This window comes from Streptomyces dangxiongensis (assembly GCF_003675325.1).
In the GTDB taxonomy this organism is placed as follows: Bacteria; Actinomycetota; Actinomycetes; order Streptomycetales; family Streptomycetaceae; genus Streptomyces; species Streptomyces dangxiongensis.
Genome location: NZ_CP033073.1, coordinates 5,482,849 through 5,498,246, shown reverse-complemented (window position 1 = coordinate 5,498,246; position 15,398 = coordinate 5,482,849). Strand labels below are relative to the sequence as shown.

At 70.8% G+C, this 15,398-nt stretch carries 10 protein-coding genes and 5 pseudogenes; 10 read left to right on the top strand and 5 right to left on the bottom strand.

Annotated features, from left to right (window positions below; genetic code table 11):
* Window positions 1-76 precede the first annotated feature (76 nt).
* Together aceE and D9753_RS24715 are read left to right on the top strand one after the other, a co-directional pair.
* Window positions 77-2,825 (top strand): annotated as a pseudogene (gene aceE / locus D9753_RS24720) (pyruvate dehydrogenase (acetyl-transferring), homodimeric type).
* Between the two features lie 79 nt (window positions 2,826-2,904).
* A pseudogene (locus D9753_RS24715) lies at window positions 2,905-3,646 on the top strand (potassium channel family protein).
* 131 nt (window positions 3,647-3,777) lie between these two features.
* Here the strand turns inward: D9753_RS24715 and D9753_RS38190 are convergent.
* Window positions 3,778-4,087, bottom strand: a pseudogene (locus tag D9753_RS38190) (small hydrophobic protein).
* Window positions 4,088-4,237: 150 nt separating this feature from the next.
* A complete protein-coding gene (locus tag D9753_RS24705; protein WP_121788990.1) occupies window positions 4,238-5,854 on the bottom strand; it encodes an MFS transporter in 1,617 nt (538 codons plus the stop codon).
* Window positions 5,855-5,967: 113 nt separating this feature from the next.
* Between D9753_RS24705 and D9753_RS24700 the strand changes: the two genes are divergently transcribed.
* The 3 genes from D9753_RS24700 to D9753_RS24690 all read left to right on the top strand — a co-directional run bounded on the left by D9753_RS24700 (window position 5,968) and on the right by D9753_RS24690 (window position 8,923).
* On the top strand, window positions 5,968-6,594 hold the full coding sequence (locus tag D9753_RS24700; RefSeq protein WP_121788989.1) for a TetR family transcriptional regulator: 627 nt from the start codon (window positions 5,968-5,970) through the stop codon (window positions 6,592-6,594).
* Window positions 6,595-6,790: 196 nt separating this feature from the next.
* Window positions 6,791-8,008, top strand: a complete 1,218-nt coding sequence (locus D9753_RS24695; RefSeq protein WP_121788988.1) for an alpha/beta hydrolase — start codon at window positions 6,791-6,793, stop codon at window positions 8,006-8,008.
* 66 nt (window positions 8,009-8,074) lie between these two features.
* Window positions 8,075-8,923, top strand: coding sequence for a DUF4429 domain-containing protein (locus D9753_RS24690; RefSeq protein ID WP_121788987.1), 849 nt, complete (start codon window positions 8,075-8,077; stop codon window positions 8,921-8,923).
* Between the two features lie 157 nt (window positions 8,924-9,080).
* Here the strand turns inward: D9753_RS24690 and D9753_RS24685 are convergent, their stop codons facing one another.
* Window positions 9,081-10,097, bottom strand: a complete 1,017-nt coding sequence (locus D9753_RS24685; RefSeq protein WP_121788986.1) for an aldo/keto reductase — start codon at window positions 10,095-10,097, stop codon at window positions 9,081-9,083.
* A complete protein-coding gene (locus D9753_RS24680; RefSeq protein ID WP_121788985.1) occupies window positions 10,094-10,558 on the bottom strand; it encodes a MerR family transcriptional regulator in 465 nt (154 codons plus the stop codon). Before D9753_RS24680 ends, D9753_RS24685 begins: the two co-directional genes overlap by 4 nt.
* Before the next feature lie 97 nt (window positions 10,559-10,655).
* Between D9753_RS24680 and D9753_RS24675 the strand changes: the two genes are divergently transcribed.
* Window positions 10,656-11,087, top strand: a complete 432-nt coding sequence (locus D9753_RS24675) for a GNAT family N-acetyltransferase (protein ID WP_121791263.1) — start codon at window positions 10,656-10,658, stop codon at window positions 11,085-11,087.
* A 246-nt stretch (window positions 11,088-11,333) separates the two neighbouring features.
* A complete protein-coding gene (locus tag D9753_RS24670; protein ID WP_121788984.1) occupies window positions 11,334-12,155 on the top strand; it encodes a serine hydrolase domain-containing protein in 822 nt (273 codons plus the stop codon).
* 149 nt (window positions 12,156-12,304) lie between these two features.
* Here the strand turns inward: D9753_RS24670 and D9753_RS38185 are convergent.
* Window positions 12,305-12,430: pseudogene (locus D9753_RS38185) on the bottom strand (ATP-binding protein); the annotation flags it as partial.
* A 624-nt stretch (window positions 12,431-13,054) separates the two neighbouring features.
* Between D9753_RS38185 and D9753_RS39410 the strand changes: the two are divergent.
* The 3 genes and pseudogenes from D9753_RS39410 (at window position 13,055) to D9753_RS24650 (ending at window position 15,396) form a co-directional block, all read left to right on the top strand.
* Window positions 13,055-13,448: pseudogene (locus tag D9753_RS39410) on the top strand (Scr1 family TA system antitoxin-like transcriptional regulator).
* 40 nt (window positions 13,449-13,488) lie between these two features.
* Window positions 13,489-13,602, top strand: coding sequence for a DUF397 domain-containing protein (locus tag D9753_RS39405; protein ID WP_394346746.1), 114 nt, complete (start codon window positions 13,489-13,491; stop codon window positions 13,600-13,602).
* Window positions 13,603-13,692: 90 nt separating this feature from the next.
* Complete coding sequence (locus tag D9753_RS24650; protein ID WP_163010780.1) at window positions 13,693-15,396, top strand: DUF262 domain-containing protein; 1,704 nt, start codon at window positions 13,693-13,695, stop codon at window positions 15,394-15,396.
* Window positions 15,397-15,398 lie beyond the last annotated feature (2 nt).

Here is a 15,398-nt window from a genome sequence, read left to right as displayed (position 1 = left end):
TACGCCCTCCCCAGGTACACGATGGGGACGGCGTAGGCAGGCGCAGAAACTGGCCCTCTCACAGGTAAGGAACAGCGTGGCTTCCGGATCCGATCGTAATCCGATCATCATTGGCGGCCTTCCGAGTCAGGTTCCTGACTTCGATCCCGAAGAGACCCAGGAGTGGCTCGACTCCCTGGACGCCGCCGTCGACGAGCGCGGCCGGGAGCGGGCGCGCTACCTCATGCTCCGTCTGATCGAGCGGGCGCGCGAGAAGCGCGTGGCCGTGCCCGAGATGCGCAGCACGGACTACGTCAACACCATCCCCACCAAGAGCGAGCCGTTCTTCCCGGGCAACGAGGAGATCGAGCGCCGGATCCTGAACGCGACGCGCTGGAACGCGGCCGTGATGGTGTCCCGCGCCCAGCGTCCGGGTATCGGCGTCGGCGGCCACATCGCCACGTTCGCCTCCTCCGCCTCCCTGTACGACGTCGGCTTCAACCACTTCTTCCGCGGCAAGGACGAGGGCGACGGCGGCGACCAGGTCTTCTTCCAGGGCCACGCCTCCCCCGGCATCTACGCCCGCGCGTACCTGCTCGACCGGCTCACCGAGGACCAGCTCGACGGCTTCCGCCAGGAGAAGTCGAAGCACCCGGTCGGCCTGTCCAGCTATCCCCACCCGCGCTCCATGCCGGACTTCTGGGAGTTCCCGACGGTCTCCATGGGCCTCGGCCCGCTCGGCGCGATCTACCAGGCGCGGATGAACCGCTACATGGAGGCGCGCGGTATCGCGGACACCTCCCGTTCGCACGTGTGGGCGTTCCTCGGCGACGGCGAGATGGACGAGCCGGAGTCCCTCGGCCAGCTGACCATCGCCGCGCGCGAGGGTCTGGACAACCTGACCTTCGTCGTGAACTGCAACCTCCAGCGCCTCGACGGCCCGGTGCGCGGCAACGGCAAGATCATCCAGGAGCTGGAGTCCGTGTTCCGGGGCGCCGGCTGGAACGTGATCAAGCTGATCTGGGACCGCACCTGGGACCCGCTGCTCGCGCAGGACCGGGACGGCATCCTCGTCAACAAGATGAACCGCACCCCGGACGGGCAGTTCCAGACGTACGCCACCGAGTCCGGCGCCTACATCCGCGACCACTTCTTCGGCGACGACCACCGGTTGCGCGCGATGGTCGAGAACATGACCGACGACCAGATCCTGCACCTGGGCCGCGGCGGTCACGACCACCGCAAGATCTACGCGGCGTTCAAGGCGGCCAAGGAGCACCGGGGCCAGCCGACGGTCATCCTCGCCAAGACGGTCAAGGGCTGGACGCTGGGCCCGAACTTCGAGGGCCGCAACGCCACCCATCAGATGAAGAAGCTGACGGTCGACGACCTCAAGCGCTTCCGGGACCGTCTGCACCTGCCGATCTCGGACAAGGAGCTGGACTCCGGCCTGCCGCCGTACTACCACCCGGGCCGGGACACGGAGGAGATCCAGTACATGCACGACCGCCGCCGGTCGCTCGGCGGTTACGTGCCCACCCGCGTCGTCCGCTCCCAGCCGCTGCCGCTGCCGGACGACAAGACGTACGCGACGGTGAAGAAGGGCACGGGCCAGCAGTCCATCGCGACGACGATGGCCTTCGTGCGCCTCCTCAAGGACCTGATGCGCGACAAGGAGATCGGCAGGCGGTTCGTGCTGATCGCGCCGGACGAGTACCGCACGTTCGGCATGGACTCCTTCTTCCCGAGTGCGAAGATCTACAACCCGCTCGGCCAGCAGTACGAGGCGGTGGACCGGGAGCTGCTCCTGGCCTACAAGGAGTCGCCGACCGGCCAGATGCTGCACGACGGCATCTCCGAGGCCGGCTGTACGGCCTCCCTGATCGCGGCCGGCTCGGCGTACGCCACGCACGGCGAGCCGCTGATCCCGGTCTACGTCTTCTACTCGATGTTCGGTTTCCAGCGCACCGGCGACCAGTTCTGGCAGATGGCCGACCAGCTTGCGCGCGGTTTCGTCCTGGGTGCGACCGCCGGCCGTACGACCCTGACGGGTGAGGGGCTCCAGCACGCGGACGGCCACTCGCAGCTCCTCGCCTCGACCAACCCGGCGTGCGTGGCCTACGACCCGGCGTACGCCTACGAGATCGCGCACATCGTGCAGGACGGCCTGCGCCGGATGTACGGCAGCTCGCCCGAGCACCCGCACGGCGAGGACGTCTTCTACTACCTGACCGTCTACAACGAGCCCATCCAGCACCCGGCCGAGCCCGCGGACGTGGACGTCGAGGGCATCGTCAAGGGTGTCCACCGGATCGGCGAGGGCACCGGCGGCTCGATCCCGGCGCAGATCATGGCCTCCGGTGTCGCGGTGCCGTGGGCGCTCCAGGCGCAGCGGATCCTCGCCGAGGAGTGGGACGTCAAGGCGGACGTGTGGTCCGCGACCTCCTGGAACGAGCTGCGCCGCGAGGCCGTGGAGTGCGAGCGGCACAACCTGCTGCACCCCGAGGAGGAGCAGCGGGTGCCGTACGTGACACGCAAGCTCGGCGCCGCGGAGGGCCCGTTCGTGGCCGTGTCCGACTGGATGCGGTCGGTCCCGGACCAGATCGCCCGGTGGGTGCCGGGCACCTACCAGTCCCTCGGTGCGGACGGCTTCGGCTTCGCCGACACCCGGGGGGCCGCGCGCCGCTTCTTCCACATCGACGCGCAGTCGATCGTGGTGGCGGTGCTGACCGAGCTGGCGCGCGAGGGGAAGGTGGACCGCTCCGTGCTGAAGGCAGGCCATCGACCGGTACCGGCTGCTGGACGTCTCGGCGGCGGACCCGGGCACGGCGGGCGGCGACGCGTGACCTGAGCGGCCCGGGAACGACCCGAGGGCGGTGGAGCCGGACGCTCCACCGCCCTTACGTTTTCTTTACGATACGTTTCATGGAACAACTGTCGGCGCAGGCGCGGTGGGAGCGGCACACCCAACGGCCGCTGCTGGCGTTCGCGCTCGCGTTCGCCGTCGCCTACGCGGTGCCGATCGTGGACGCGTCCGCCGGACGGTCGCTGACCGCCGCGTGCACGATGGTGGAGTGGGTGGTGTGGGGCGCGTTCGCCGTCGACTACCTGATGCGGCTGGCTCTCACCCCGCGCCGCGGGGAGTTCGTACGGCGCCACTGGCCCGACCTGTGCGCGGTGGTCCTGCCGATGCTCCAGCCGCTGCGGCTGCTGCGCCTGGTGTCCACGCTGCTGCTGGTGGGACGGCGGGCGCGGATGGCCCCGCAGATCCGGCTGACCACGTACGTCGTGGGGGCCGTGATCGGGCTGCTGATGTTCGGCTCGCTGGCGGTGCTGTCCGTGGAACGGGAGTCGCCGCACGGGAACATCCGGACACTGGGCGACGCCGTGTGGTGGTCTTTCACGACGATGACGACCGTGGGGTACGGGGGACCACGCACCGACCACCGGGCTCGGACGGATGATCGCGGTCGGGCTGATGCTGTCCGGCATCGCGCTGCTCGGTGTCGTCACGGCGAACATCGCCGCGTGGTTCATCTCGCGGTTCGAGAAGGACGACGTGGAGGAGCGGCGGCAGACGGAGGCGATCGCCTCCCTGACCGAGGAGGTGCGGCTGCTGCGCGCGGAGGTGGCCCGGCTGGTCGCGGAGCAACGGGAACACCGCTGACGCGACGCCGGGCTCCGCTCCACCGGACCGCGACCGCGTAGTACCGCCGGGGGCGCGGGGAACTGCGCGACCGGCCACGACGAGCCCGCGGCCGGCCACCCGTCCGCACCCTCACGGCGCGGCGCCGCCGGTCACAACAGGCCGTGGCCCCAGGTCGCCGCGCCCGCCAGGGCGATGAGGGCGAGCAGGGTGTCGATCGCGCCCAGGATCAGGGCCACCAGAGCCGGGTACGTTGCGGTCGTTGGACCAGGTGCGGCCCATCGACTGCCAGCCGCAGAACATCGCGACGGGGCCGAGGACGATGCCCAGCGCGAAGAAGCCGGCCACCGCGCAGATGGTTCCGATGATCCCGAGCGTCGCACGGTCCGGCCCGGTCCGCTGCCACGTCCGGCCGCGGGACCGGGGGTACCCGCGCGTTCCTTGCCCGAAGCCCGCCATCATCAACTCCCTGGGGTCTATGGGACAGTTCGGCTTCGGTGTGCGGGTACCCCGGTTCCGTCCCGGCAGACCTGCGCGCGCCGGGAGCGAGTGGTCTTCGGCGGTGTCACCCCGATAGGGGAACTCCGCCGGGGAGAGGCACGTGACCGGGCCTCAGATGTGGCCCACGCCCGCGCCCGCCTCCGCGTTCTCGCCCCGCTTGGTGAGCAGGGCGACCAGGACGGCCGCCGCCGCCACGCCGGCCGCGACCAGGGAGGCCAGGCTCATGCCGGAGATGAACGTGTCGTGGGCAACGGCGGTGATCTTCGCAGCGACCGGCTCCGGGATGCCCTTCGTCACCGGGGCCACGCCGACCTGCACCGCCTCGGAGGCCTGGGCGAGCTGACCTGGCGTCAGCTTCGGCAGGCCGGCGTCGGCCCAGTTGCCCGGCAGGTCGCTGTCGACCCTGGAGGCCATCACGGCACCGAGCACCGCCGTACCGAGGCTGCTGCCGATCTGCATGGCCGCCTGCTGGAGACCGCCGGCCACGCCGGACAGCTCCATGGGGGCGTTGCCGACGATGACCTCCGTGGCACCGACCATGACCGGCGCGAGACCGAGGCCGAGCAGGGCGAACCAGAGGGACAGCAGCGCGCTGCCGGTGTCGACCTCGAGCGCGGACATGCCGTACAGGGCGACCGCGGTGACGGCCATGCCGCCGGCCAGCGGGATGCGCGGGCCGAGCCGGGTGATCGCGGCGCCGGCGAGCGGGGAGCCTACGATCATCATGCCGGTGAGCGGCAGCAGGTGCAGACCGGCGTCGACCGGACTCATCCCGTGCACGTTCTGGAGGTAGAACGTCACGAAGAACAGGCCGCCCATGAACGCGATGGACATCAGCACCATCAGCACCGCGCCCGCCGAGAACGGCACGGAACGGAACAGGCGCAGCGGGATCAGCGGCTCCGCCACCCGCGTCTCCCAGAGGGCGAAGAGCACGAACAGCAGCACGGAGACGGCGAGGAACATCCAGGTGCGGCCCGCGCCCCAGCCCCACGCCGGGGCCTTGATGAGCGCCCAGACCAGGCAGAACATCGCGCCGGACAGCAGGGCGATGCCGAGGACGTCGAAGGAGCGCGGGGCGTTCTCGGCCCGGTGGTCGAGCAGGATCAGGGTGCCGAGGAGCAGGGCCAGGGCGCCGACCGGCACGTTGATGAAGAACACCGACTGCCAGTTGACGTGCTCGACGAGGATGCCGCCGAGGATGGGGCCGGCCGCCGTGGAGGCGCCGATCACCATGCCCCACACGCCGATGGCCATGTTGAGCTTCTCGGCCGGGAAGGTGGCCCGCAGCACGCCGAGCGCGGCCGGCATCAGCAGCGCGCCGAACAGGCCCTGGAAGACCCGGAAGGTGACGACCGCGGCGATGCTGCCGGAGAGTCCGATGACACCGGAGGCGGCGGCGAAGCCGGTGACCCCGATGAGGAAGGTCTGCCGGTGGCCGAAGCGGTCACCGAGCTTGCCCGCGGTGATCAGTGTGACCGCGAGGGCGAGGAAGTAGGAGTTGGTGATCCACTGCACGTCGGCGAAGGACGCGTGCAGATCGTCGCGGATGGCCGGGTTGGCGATGGCCACGATGGTGCCGTCCAGGGCCACCATCATGACCCCTACGGCGACGGTGATGAGGGTGAGCCACGGGTGGCCACGCAGGCCCGGGGCCGGGGGCGGCCCCGACGGAGCGGGCGCCTTGTCCCCCGGCCCCGTCGAGTCGATGGCGGTCTGACTAGTCATACCCTGAGATTAGTGACAGCGACTGACAGTTGACAAACGTATTCACACGACGGTTACTGACATGTCGCCGCCGGATAGGCTGAGCAGGCCGGACGTTCACGGAAGAGAGGGCCATGGAGACGCTGCGCGAGCTGAAGAAGCGGCGTACCCGGGAGGCACTGCTGCGGGCCGCTCTCGAACTGTTCACCACACAGGGGTACGAACAGACCACCGTCGACGAGATCGCCGAGGCCGTCGACGTCTCGCAGCGCACCTTCTTCCGCTATTTCGCGGGCAAGGAGGACGTGGCGTTCGCGGTCCAGCAGACGACGGAGGCGGCCTTCGTGGCGGCCGTCCGGGCCCGGCCGCCGCAGGAGGCGCCGATGCAGGCGCTGCGGCAGGCGTTCCTGGAGGGCTGGGACGCGATCCGTGAGACCGTCGAGTCGGCCGTCCCGGTCGAGCTGTACCTGCGCATGTACCGCACGATCGACTCCACGCCCGCGTTGCTCGCCGCCCATCTGCGCCGGTCGGCGGCGGCGGAGGAGACCATCGCGCGGGCGCTGGCCGAGCGCGAGGGCGTCGACGTGGACGCCGACCCGCGGCCACGGCTGGCGGTGGCCGTGTTCGGCGGGGTGATCCGGGTCTCCGAACGGCAGTGGTCCACCAGCGAGGACCTCGGCCTGGAGTCGATCCGCACGCTCACCGCGTCGTACCTCGACCAACTGGGTTCGGCGCTCACGGGGAGCTGGCGCGCCGGCTGAGAACGCCGGCGGACCAGGCGGACCACGGCGGATCAGCACGGATCGGCACGGACGACCGGAGGATCGGCACGGATCAGCGCGGATGACCGGCGGATCGACGGCGTGGTGTCCGTCGCCTGCTGAAACGTCCTCCGGCACGTGATCCGTGTCACTCCGTTACCGCGAGACCCTCCCGTTCTCTTAGTGTGTCCTCCCAGTGACTTCCTTCGACACCTCCCCGAAATTCAACGTCTGGCGCGCCCTGCCGGCGCTGGCCGTGGTGTTCGTGATGCTCGCGACCACCGGCTGGACCGCCATGCGCACCCACCGGGTGTCGACGGCACTCCAGGCCTCGCTCTCCCAGTGGGAGCACGGCAGCATCCACGGCCGCCACCTGCCGGACCCCGGGTCCGGCCCGGCGCGCCTCGGCCGCTTCTTCGCCTCCCTCACCCCGCACGAGCGCGACCGTCTCGCCCACCGCTACCCGTTGGCGGTCGGCAACATGAACGGCGCCCCCGTCCCGCTGCGCTACCGCGCCAACCGCGTCGCGCTGAAGCAGGCCCGCGAGGTGGACCGGAAGCGGATGCACGACAGCCGGCTCAGCGTGGCCGGCCAGCAGGACGCGGGCCAGCGGATGCAGCGCTACACGTCCCTGCTGGACCCCGGCCGGCACATCCTGGCCTTCGACCCCGAGGGTTCGGGCCGGGTCGCCGAGGTGTTCGGCGACCTCGACCGGGCGCAGCGGATCTCGGTCGTCGTCCCCGGCGTCGACACCGACCTGCTCACCTTCCAGCGGACGTACCGCAGGTACAGCGCCCCGGTCGGCATGGCCGAGGCCCTGTACGCGGCCGAGCGCACGGCCAGCCCCGGGACCGGTACGGCGGTGATCGCCTGGGCCGACTACACCGCCCCCGACGGGCTCGGCGTGGACGCGGCCACCGGCCTGCGCGCCGAGGAGGGCGCCGTACGGCTGAACGCGCTGCTGCGCGGGCTGCCCGGCCGGGCCCCGGTGTCGATGTTCTGCCACAGCTACGGCTCGGTCGTCTGCGGCGTCGCCGCGCACGGCATGCCCGGCAGGGTGGCCGACATAGCCGTGGCCGCGAGCCCGGGCATGCGGGTCACCAAGGCCGGTCACCTGGGCACGGCGGCCCGGGTGTGGGCCATGCGGGACGCCACCGACTGGGTGCAGGACGTGCCGTACCTGGAGCTGGGCGGCCTCGGTCACGGCGCCGACCCGGTGTCCGCGGGGTTCGGGGCGCGGGTGCTGTCGGCACGGGACGCGCAGGGCCACAGCGGTTACTTCCAGCCGGGCACGGACAGCCTGCGCAATCTCGCCGGGATCGGTGTGGGCGCGTACGACGTGGTGACGTGCGCACAGGAGAACGACGCGTGCCGGTCCGGTCTGTCCGGCACGATGACGGCCGGACGCGCGTAGAGACAGCAGGAAGTGCGGTCTGCGCGGGTGGCGACGGAGGAGCACGTGCCGCATACGATGAGCCGCATGGGTGACGTACTGGCGGGTTTTCATGCCGTATGGGGGTTCGAGTCCGACTCCGTGCTCATCCGTTACGAACGGGGGATACGGACACCGAAGCTGTTCCAGGCGCTCGGCGAGCGCCGGATTCCGCTGGCCGCGGTCGAGGAGGTGACCCTCACCCCGGGCAGACGCGGCACGGTCGTCCTGCGGCTGCGGCCACGCCCCGGCGCCGATCCGCTGGTGGAGGCGGCCGACGGCCAGCTCAAGGAGGGCTCCGACCCCTACCGGCTGGTGCTGCCGGCCGAGCGGGAGACCCTCGCGGAGTACTACGCCGACGAGCTGAAGGGCCTGCTGACCGCCTCCGGGCCCGCCGAACGGTATCTGGTGGCGGCGCCCGAGGCACCGCTCCAGTTCAAGGCGTACGACGGGAAGGCCTCCTTCGACGGCACGTCCGTGCAGTTCCGCTGGTCCTGGACGGGAGCGTCCTCGGCGAAGTGGAAGGCCGGCGACCAGAGCTTCGCGGTGGCCGGGCTGAGCGGGGTCGAGTGGCGTTCGCCGGAGCTCTTCGAGGGACACCTGCGGCTGCTGTCCCGTGACCCGGGCGCCGGCCGGTCCGTCCAGCCGGACCAGGACCCGGCGTCGGTGGTGTTCGGGCTGGGGTACGGGCCGGTGCACGAGTCGCTGCCGTTCGCCGCGGCGGTCCTCGCTGCGGTGCGCTCCCGCGGGCCGGCACCGGTGGCACCGGCCGTGTCGCGCCGCGACCCCGCCGGCGTCGCCGAGCGGATCCGGCATCTCGGGGAGCTGCACCGGGCCGGGCTGATCACCGACGAGGAGTTCGCCGCCAAGAAGGCCGAACTGCTCGCCGAGCTGTAGCGTCCGCCGGGCACGTGCGGCGGGCGAGGTCCACCACGCCACCCGGCGTCCGGCTGCCACCCCGCCTCCGGACAGGAGGTCCGGCTCGGCCGGCCACCACCGGGGTCGCGGCCGGCCCCGTCCGCCGGGCGCGGTCCGCGCCACCCGTGACCGGTCCTTACTCCCTGCCCGCGGAGGTGAAGGTCATGTCGGTGTAGCGGTCGCCCGCCACCTCGGCCGCAAGGGGTTCCAGCCGGGCCAGTTCCGCGTCGGTCAGGGTGATCCGCGTCGCCGCGGCGTTCTCCGCCACCCTGTCCGGACTGCGGGTGCCCGGGATGGGGACCACCGTCAGCCCGTCGACCGCCGCCCGCTGCTGGATCCAGGCCAGCGCGATCTGGCCGGGGGTGGCCCCGTGGGCCTCGGCGATCGCGCGGACCGGCGCCAGCAGCGCCGCGTTGGCGGCCGCGTTGTCCCCGCTGTAGCGGGGCATGTGGCGGCGGAAGTCGCCGGCGGTGAGATCCCGCGCGGCGTCGGCGAAGGCGCCGGTGAGGAAGCCGCGGCCCAGCGGGGAATACGGCACGAGGGCGACGCCCAGGTCCCGGGCGGCCGGTACGACGCGGGCCTCGATGTCCCGGCTGAACAGGGACCACTCCGACTGCACGGCCGCGACCGGGTGCACGGCGTGCGCGGCGCGCAGCTCGTCGGCGGTGACCTCGCTGAGCCCGAGGTGCTTGACCTTGCCCTCCCGGACCAGGTCCGCCATCGTGCCGACGGTCTCCTCGATGGGGACGTCCACGTCGCGGCGGTGCATGTAGTAGAGGTCGATCACGTCGACGCCGAGCCGCCGCAGGCTGGCCTCGACGGCCTGGCGGATGTAGGGCGGGTCGTTGCGGATGATCCGCTTCGTCGGGTCGTCCGGGTGCCAGGAGAGGGCGAACTTGGTGGCGATGACCACCTCGTCCCGGTGGGCCTCGAAGAACGGGGCGAGGAACCGTTCGTTCTCGCCGGAGCCGTAGAAGTCGGCGGTGTCGTAGAGGGTGACGCCGAGTTCGAGGGCCCGCTCCAGCGTCGACCGGGCCCGGCCGGTGTCGGTGGGTCCGTACGCGGCGCTGATGCCCATGCAGCCGAGCCCCTGGACGCCGGTCACCGGCCCCTGTGCGCCGAGCCGTACCGTGGCGATCCTGGCGTCGGTCATCGGTTGGTTCCCTCCGTGGCGTAGAAACTGATCTTGCGGTCGAGCACGGCGAGCGTGTCCCGCAGTTCGGCGATCCGGCCGAGCACGTCCCGGCGGGTGGCCTCCAGCAGCCCCCGGCGCGCCGCGTACGTGCTCTCGCCCTCGCGCACCAGTTCCGCGTACCGGACCATGTCCGCCACCGGCATCCCGGTCAGCCGCAGCTTGGTCACGAAGTCCAGCCAGTCCAGGTCGCGGTTGCTGTAGCGGCGCTGGCCGGTGTGCGAGCGGTCGACGTGCGGCATCAGCCCGATCCGCTCGTACCAGCGCAGGGTGTGCGCGGTCAGACCGGTGCGGGCGACGACCTCGCTGATCGTGTAGCGGTCCTGGCCGTCGGGCCGTGGATGGCGCCGGGGCGGGGCGGAGCAGATGTCGGCGGGGGTGGCGTGCCCGGTGGCCGCTGGCGTGGTCTGCATCACCGTCATGGCCCCCACGCTATGACCTTCGAGTGCACTCCAGGCAAGCGGGACCGGTGAGAAATCCGCGCGACGTGATCAAGGCGGGATGGTCGGCGTGCGGGACATGAGTTCCGTACGCCGGGCCCGGCCCGAGGACGCCGCCGAAGTGCTGCGGCTGCGCCAGCGGATGATCGACTCCCTGTGGGGCGCGGGGAGTTCGGGTCCGGCGGGGCCGGCCGACCGGCACGCGGAGTCGCTGCCGAGGCTGCGGGAGCGGCTCGGTGAGGAGGACGGGGACTTCGCGGCGTTCGTCGTGGAGGGCGCCGGCCGGCCGGGGAGGCCGGCCGCGCCGGTGGCGGGGACCGTGGAGTACCGCATCGGCTGGGCGGGGAATCCGCGGGAGCGGGTCGGCCAGGTCTTCAGTGTCGTGACCGACCCGGACGCGCGGCGGCGCGGCCACGCGCGCGCGTGCATGACCGAGCTGCTGGCCTGGTTCCGGGCGCGGGGCGCCGGGCACGTGCCGCTCAACGCCTCGCCGGAGGCGTACGCGGCGTAGCGGAGGCCGCGCGTCGGGTCGCCGACAGAGGGCGGGGGCTGCCCACCGTTTTGCGCGACCTCACCGGCCCCTGCCCGACGGGCGGCCGCGGGCACGTCGTGGCCGGTCGCGCAGGCCGCGCTGCGGGCGTTCGGCCACCGGAGCGGTGCTGACGACCGGCGCGCCGGAGGGGGCCTGCGCGCCCATGACCAGCGTCCGCCGACCCGTCGATGCGGCCGCCGCTGTGAGCCGCATAGGCTCGGGCGCATGTCGTCGCAGAGCCTGGCACTGATCGAGAACTGGCCCGTCCCCACCGCCGCCGCGGGTGTCGTACGCGCCGACGGGACCGTCCTCGGGACACACGGCCCCGTCGGGCACCGCTTCCCGCTGGCCTCCGTCACCAAGCCGCTGGCGGCCTACGCGGCGCTCGTGGCGTACGAGGAGGGGGCGGTCGAGCTGGACGAGCCGGCCGGTCCGCCCGGGTCGACGGTCCGTCATCTGCTCGCCCACACCTCCGGGCTGGCCTTCGACGAGCACCGGGTCACCGCCACGGCCGGGGAGCGGCGGCTGTACTCCAACGCCGGGTTCGAGCAGCTCGGTGACCACATCGCCCGGGCGACGGACATCCCGTTCGCCGAGTACCTGCGGCAGGCCGTGCTGGCGCCGCTGGGGATGACGTCGACGTCGCTGGAGGGCTCACCGGCCAAGGACGGCGTGTCGACGGTGGAGGATCTGCTGCGGTTCGCCGCCGAGGTGCAGGCGCCGCGGCTGCTGGACCCGCGGACGGTCGCGGAGGCGATGACCGTGCAGTACCCGGGGCGCAAGGGCGTCCTGCCCGGTTACGGCCACCAGAACCCCAACGACTGGGGCCTGGGCTTCGAGATCCGCGACGGCAAGTCCCCGCACTGGACGGGCGGTTCGTCCTCGCCGCGCACGTTCGGGCACTTCGGCCAGTCCGGTACGTTCCTGTGGATCGACCCCGACGCGCAGCTAGCCTGCGCGGCCCTGACCGACCGCGCCTTCGGCCCCTGGGCGACCGAGGCGTGGCCGGCGTTCACGGACGCGGTGCTGGCGGAGCTGCGACACTGAGGTACTCCTGGCTGCCAGGCGGCCTCACTCTCCGCCCGGCGGCTTGACGAGGCATTCGAACCACAGCGTCTTCCCCTCCCGTCGGTGCGGGGTTCCACTCCCCACCGATCGGTGAACGCCGCGACGAGAAGAAGGCCCTGGCCGCCCTCGGCGAGTGCGTCATCGGCTGCCGGAACGGGCAGTCGCGAGCAACTGTCGGAAACTTCCACCCGCGCGTTGCCCGGCCCGATATGGAAGCAGACGCGACAGTGGCGGCCGGGTACGTGTCGGACCATGTTGGCGACAAGCTCCGTAAGCGCCAGTTCGGCCGCATCGGCCACCTCCAGCAGGCCCCCGCCGGTGAGGTAGATCCACGGAATGCGACGCAGCTGCCGGGCCGAGTGCTCACCCACCGTGAACTCGGCGCGGTACTTCTCGACGTCCGCCGTCGGCTGATCGGTTACGCGATTCATGTCATCACAGTGCGACGGCTTGATTACCTTCGGCTATGCAATGAAGCGAACGCCGCGAGGCGTTGCAGGCCGGAGATACCGCAGTGGCCAACGTCCAATCGCTCGACCCCAGCGCTTCCCCGCTCGACTACTACTGCTGGGAGCTGCGTCGGCAGCGCGAGGCCCACGGCCTCAAACAGGGCCAGCTCGGCGAGATCATCTTATGCACGGGCTCGTCGGTCAGATCGAGACCACGAAAAAGATTCCCACCCGCGACTTCGCCGAACGGGTGGACGCAGCAGTCGGCACGGGCGGGATCTTCTCCCGGCTGATCGGCCTCGTACTGCGCAGTCAACTGCCCACCTGGTTCCAGCCCTACGCGGAGATTGAGGCGAAGGCGGCGTACATCTCACGTATCAGGCGCAGTTGTTGTACGGGCTGCCGCAGACGGAGGAGTACGCGCGGGCAGTGCTGGCCACCGGCATGCCGGACGACCTCGACACCCTAGTCGCGGCTCGGATGGAGCACCAGCGCATCCTGGAGAGGCAACAGCCGCCGCTGGCCTGGACGATCCACGACGAGGCCGTGCTGCACCGGCCCACGAACTCGGCGGGTGAACACGTCAGCTTCGATGGGGCTTCACTGCCTGCGCTTCGACGACGATCCCGACATCATCTACACGGAAGACCTCATTTCCGGCCACATGACGGCCAACCCCGAGACTGTCAGGGATGCCGCACGCCGTTACGCTCGCTTGCAGGCTGCCGCCCTCTCCGTAGAGGATTCTGCGGCACTGATCGCCCGCGTGATGGGGGAACGCTATGAAGACCAGCCCCGGACTGAGGAACGCACAGTGGCGTAAATCCAGCTACAGCGGAAGTACTGGCGGCGAATGCCTCGAGGTGGCCGACGGCTTCCCCGACGCCGTCCCCGTCCGCGACAGCAAGAACCCGGCCGGACCTGCGCTGCTCATCCGCCCGGACGCCTGGCGGGCCTTCGTGGACGGGCTCCGGTAGAACGCGGGCTCGTTCGCTTGTCAGTGCTGCCCCCTACGATCGTTGTCACAGCTGTTCCGGCTGTCGAGCGCGGCGATCAGGGGGTACGCAATGGGGACGTCACCAGCGAGGGTGCGCGCGCCCGAGCCGACGATCGCACCGATCACCTCACTCGCTTCGCGGGTCCTGAGCGGCGACATCGTTTTACCCAAGTTCCAGCGGGCGTTCGTCTGGACCCCGCAGCAGATCCTGTATCTGCTCGACTCGGTGCGCCGCAACTACCCCATCGGTAGCCTGCTCATGTGGCGCACAACGGCTAGGCTGGCCAGCGGACACGAGATCGCGGGCCTGGATACCGTGCCGCAGCACGACGGCGCACCGGTGCACTACGTCCTCGACGGCCAGCAGCGGCTGGCGAGCCTGGTCGGCGCGCTGCACGGTTCCGGGGCGATCTGGGAGATCGCGTACGACTTGGAGCGGGAGGAATTCCTGCACCTCACGGAGGATGCCCTGACGGGGCCGCACATCCTCCCAGTACGAGATCTCACCTCGGTCAGCGCGATCATGTCGTGGATCCGGCGGGACAACCCGAACGACGAGCTTCAGAGCCGCGCCCAAGCGCTGAGTGAGCAGTTCTCGCACTACCAGGTGCCGATGGTGACGCTGCTCGATGTCTCCGAGGAGGACTCGGCCCGGATCTTCGAGCGGATCAACAGTACGGGCACGTCCATGGACATCGTCGACCTGATCCGGGCCGGCACCTGGTCGAAGGACTTCGACCTCAAGGACGAGATCGAGCAGCTTCTCCTGGTCCTCGACGCCAAGAAGTACGGCCGGGTCGACGCCAAGACCATGCTGCGGACGATCTCGGCGGCGGCGGGTTTCGGCTTCTCCACCAAGTCCATCCACGAGCTGCGCGGGCTCGACCGGCAGCAGTTGCAGACCGCAGTTGCCGACGCAGGGAAGGCGGCTGCGCGGGCTGTGGACTTCCTCTCAACTCAGATCCACACCCCGCAGGCCGAAGCGCTGCCCTACTACAACCAGTTCGCGGTCCTGGTCGAGCTGTTCAGGCAGTTGCCCAAGCCGACCGCCGCCCAGTACGACGCTGTGACGCGCTGGTTCTGGCTCACGGCGAGCGGCGAGTACTTCAAGGGGTGGCGGGAGTCGCAGATGGGGCCGGATCTCACGGCCGTCACGGAGTTCGCGGCGGGTCGCTCGACGGAGGTCGAGACAGCGGCCGCGCTTCCTCGAAACGTCCTGTGGCAGCGCGCCCAGTTCTCCCGGCAGAACGCACCCAGCAAGCTTCTCGTGCTGCTGATGTCGTACGAGAAGCCCGTCGACCTGAACACGGGGCGCATCATCGACGTGGCCGACGCGTTGTCCTGGCAGAACGGGAAGCAGTTCCACCACTTCTTCCCGCGTGCGCACCTGAGGAAGGAGGGAGTGAAGGCAGGGAAGGACAACGTCTGCGGCAACCTGATCATGCTCAGCGCGATCACCAACAACTGGATCTCCGACCGCCGCCCCTCCGCCTATCTCAAGGACCTCGCCGACTGGCACGGCGAGGACGTCCTGCGTCAGCGCCTACACACCTGCCTGATCGAAGAGGACGCGTACCAGGCCGCGTTGCGCGACGACTACGACGCCTTCTTGCGGGCCCGCTCGGCGACGCTGCACCGGCGGCTGATGGAACTCATCGGCTCGGCAGCGGGAAGCAGCGGGGACGAGGATGCGTACGTTCCCTCCCCCGACCTGGAGCCCGAGCCGCCGGTAGCCGCTGACTCAGAGCCTCTCGACCGCGACTCGGTGGACTGAGG

Excerpts from the sequence above, each read along its gene's own strand:
- D9753_RS24675 (WP_121791263.1), top strand. The coding sequence starts at position 10,656 with ATGAGTTCCGTACGCCGGGCCCGGCCCGAGGACGCCGCCGAAGTGCTG.
- D9753_RS24650 (WP_163010780.1), top strand. The coding sequence starts at position 13,693 with ATGGGGACGTCACCAGCGAGGGTGCGCGCGCCCGAGCCGACGATCGCA.
- D9753_RS24685 (WP_121788986.1), bottom strand. The coding sequence starts at position 10,097 with ATGACCGACGCCAGGATCGCCACGGTACGGCTCGGCGCACAGGGGCCG.
- D9753_RS24700 (WP_121788989.1), top strand. The coding sequence starts at position 5,968 with ATGGAGACGCTGCGCGAGCTGAAGAAGCGGCGTACCCGGGAGGCACTG.
- D9753_RS24690 (WP_121788987.1), top strand. The coding sequence starts at position 8,075 with ATGGGTGACGTACTGGCGGGTTTTCATGCCGTATGGGGGTTCGAGTCC.
- D9753_RS24670 (WP_121788984.1), top strand. The coding sequence starts at position 11,334 with ATGTCGTCGCAGAGCCTGGCACTGATCGAGAACTGGCCCGTCCCCACC.
- D9753_RS24680 (WP_121788985.1), bottom strand. The coding sequence starts at position 10,558 with ATGACGGTGATGCAGACCACGCCAGCGGCCACCGGGCACGCCACCCCC.
- D9753_RS24705 (WP_121788990.1), bottom strand. The coding sequence starts at position 5,854 with ATGACTAGTCAGACCGCCATCGACTCGACGGGGCCGGGGGACAAGGCG.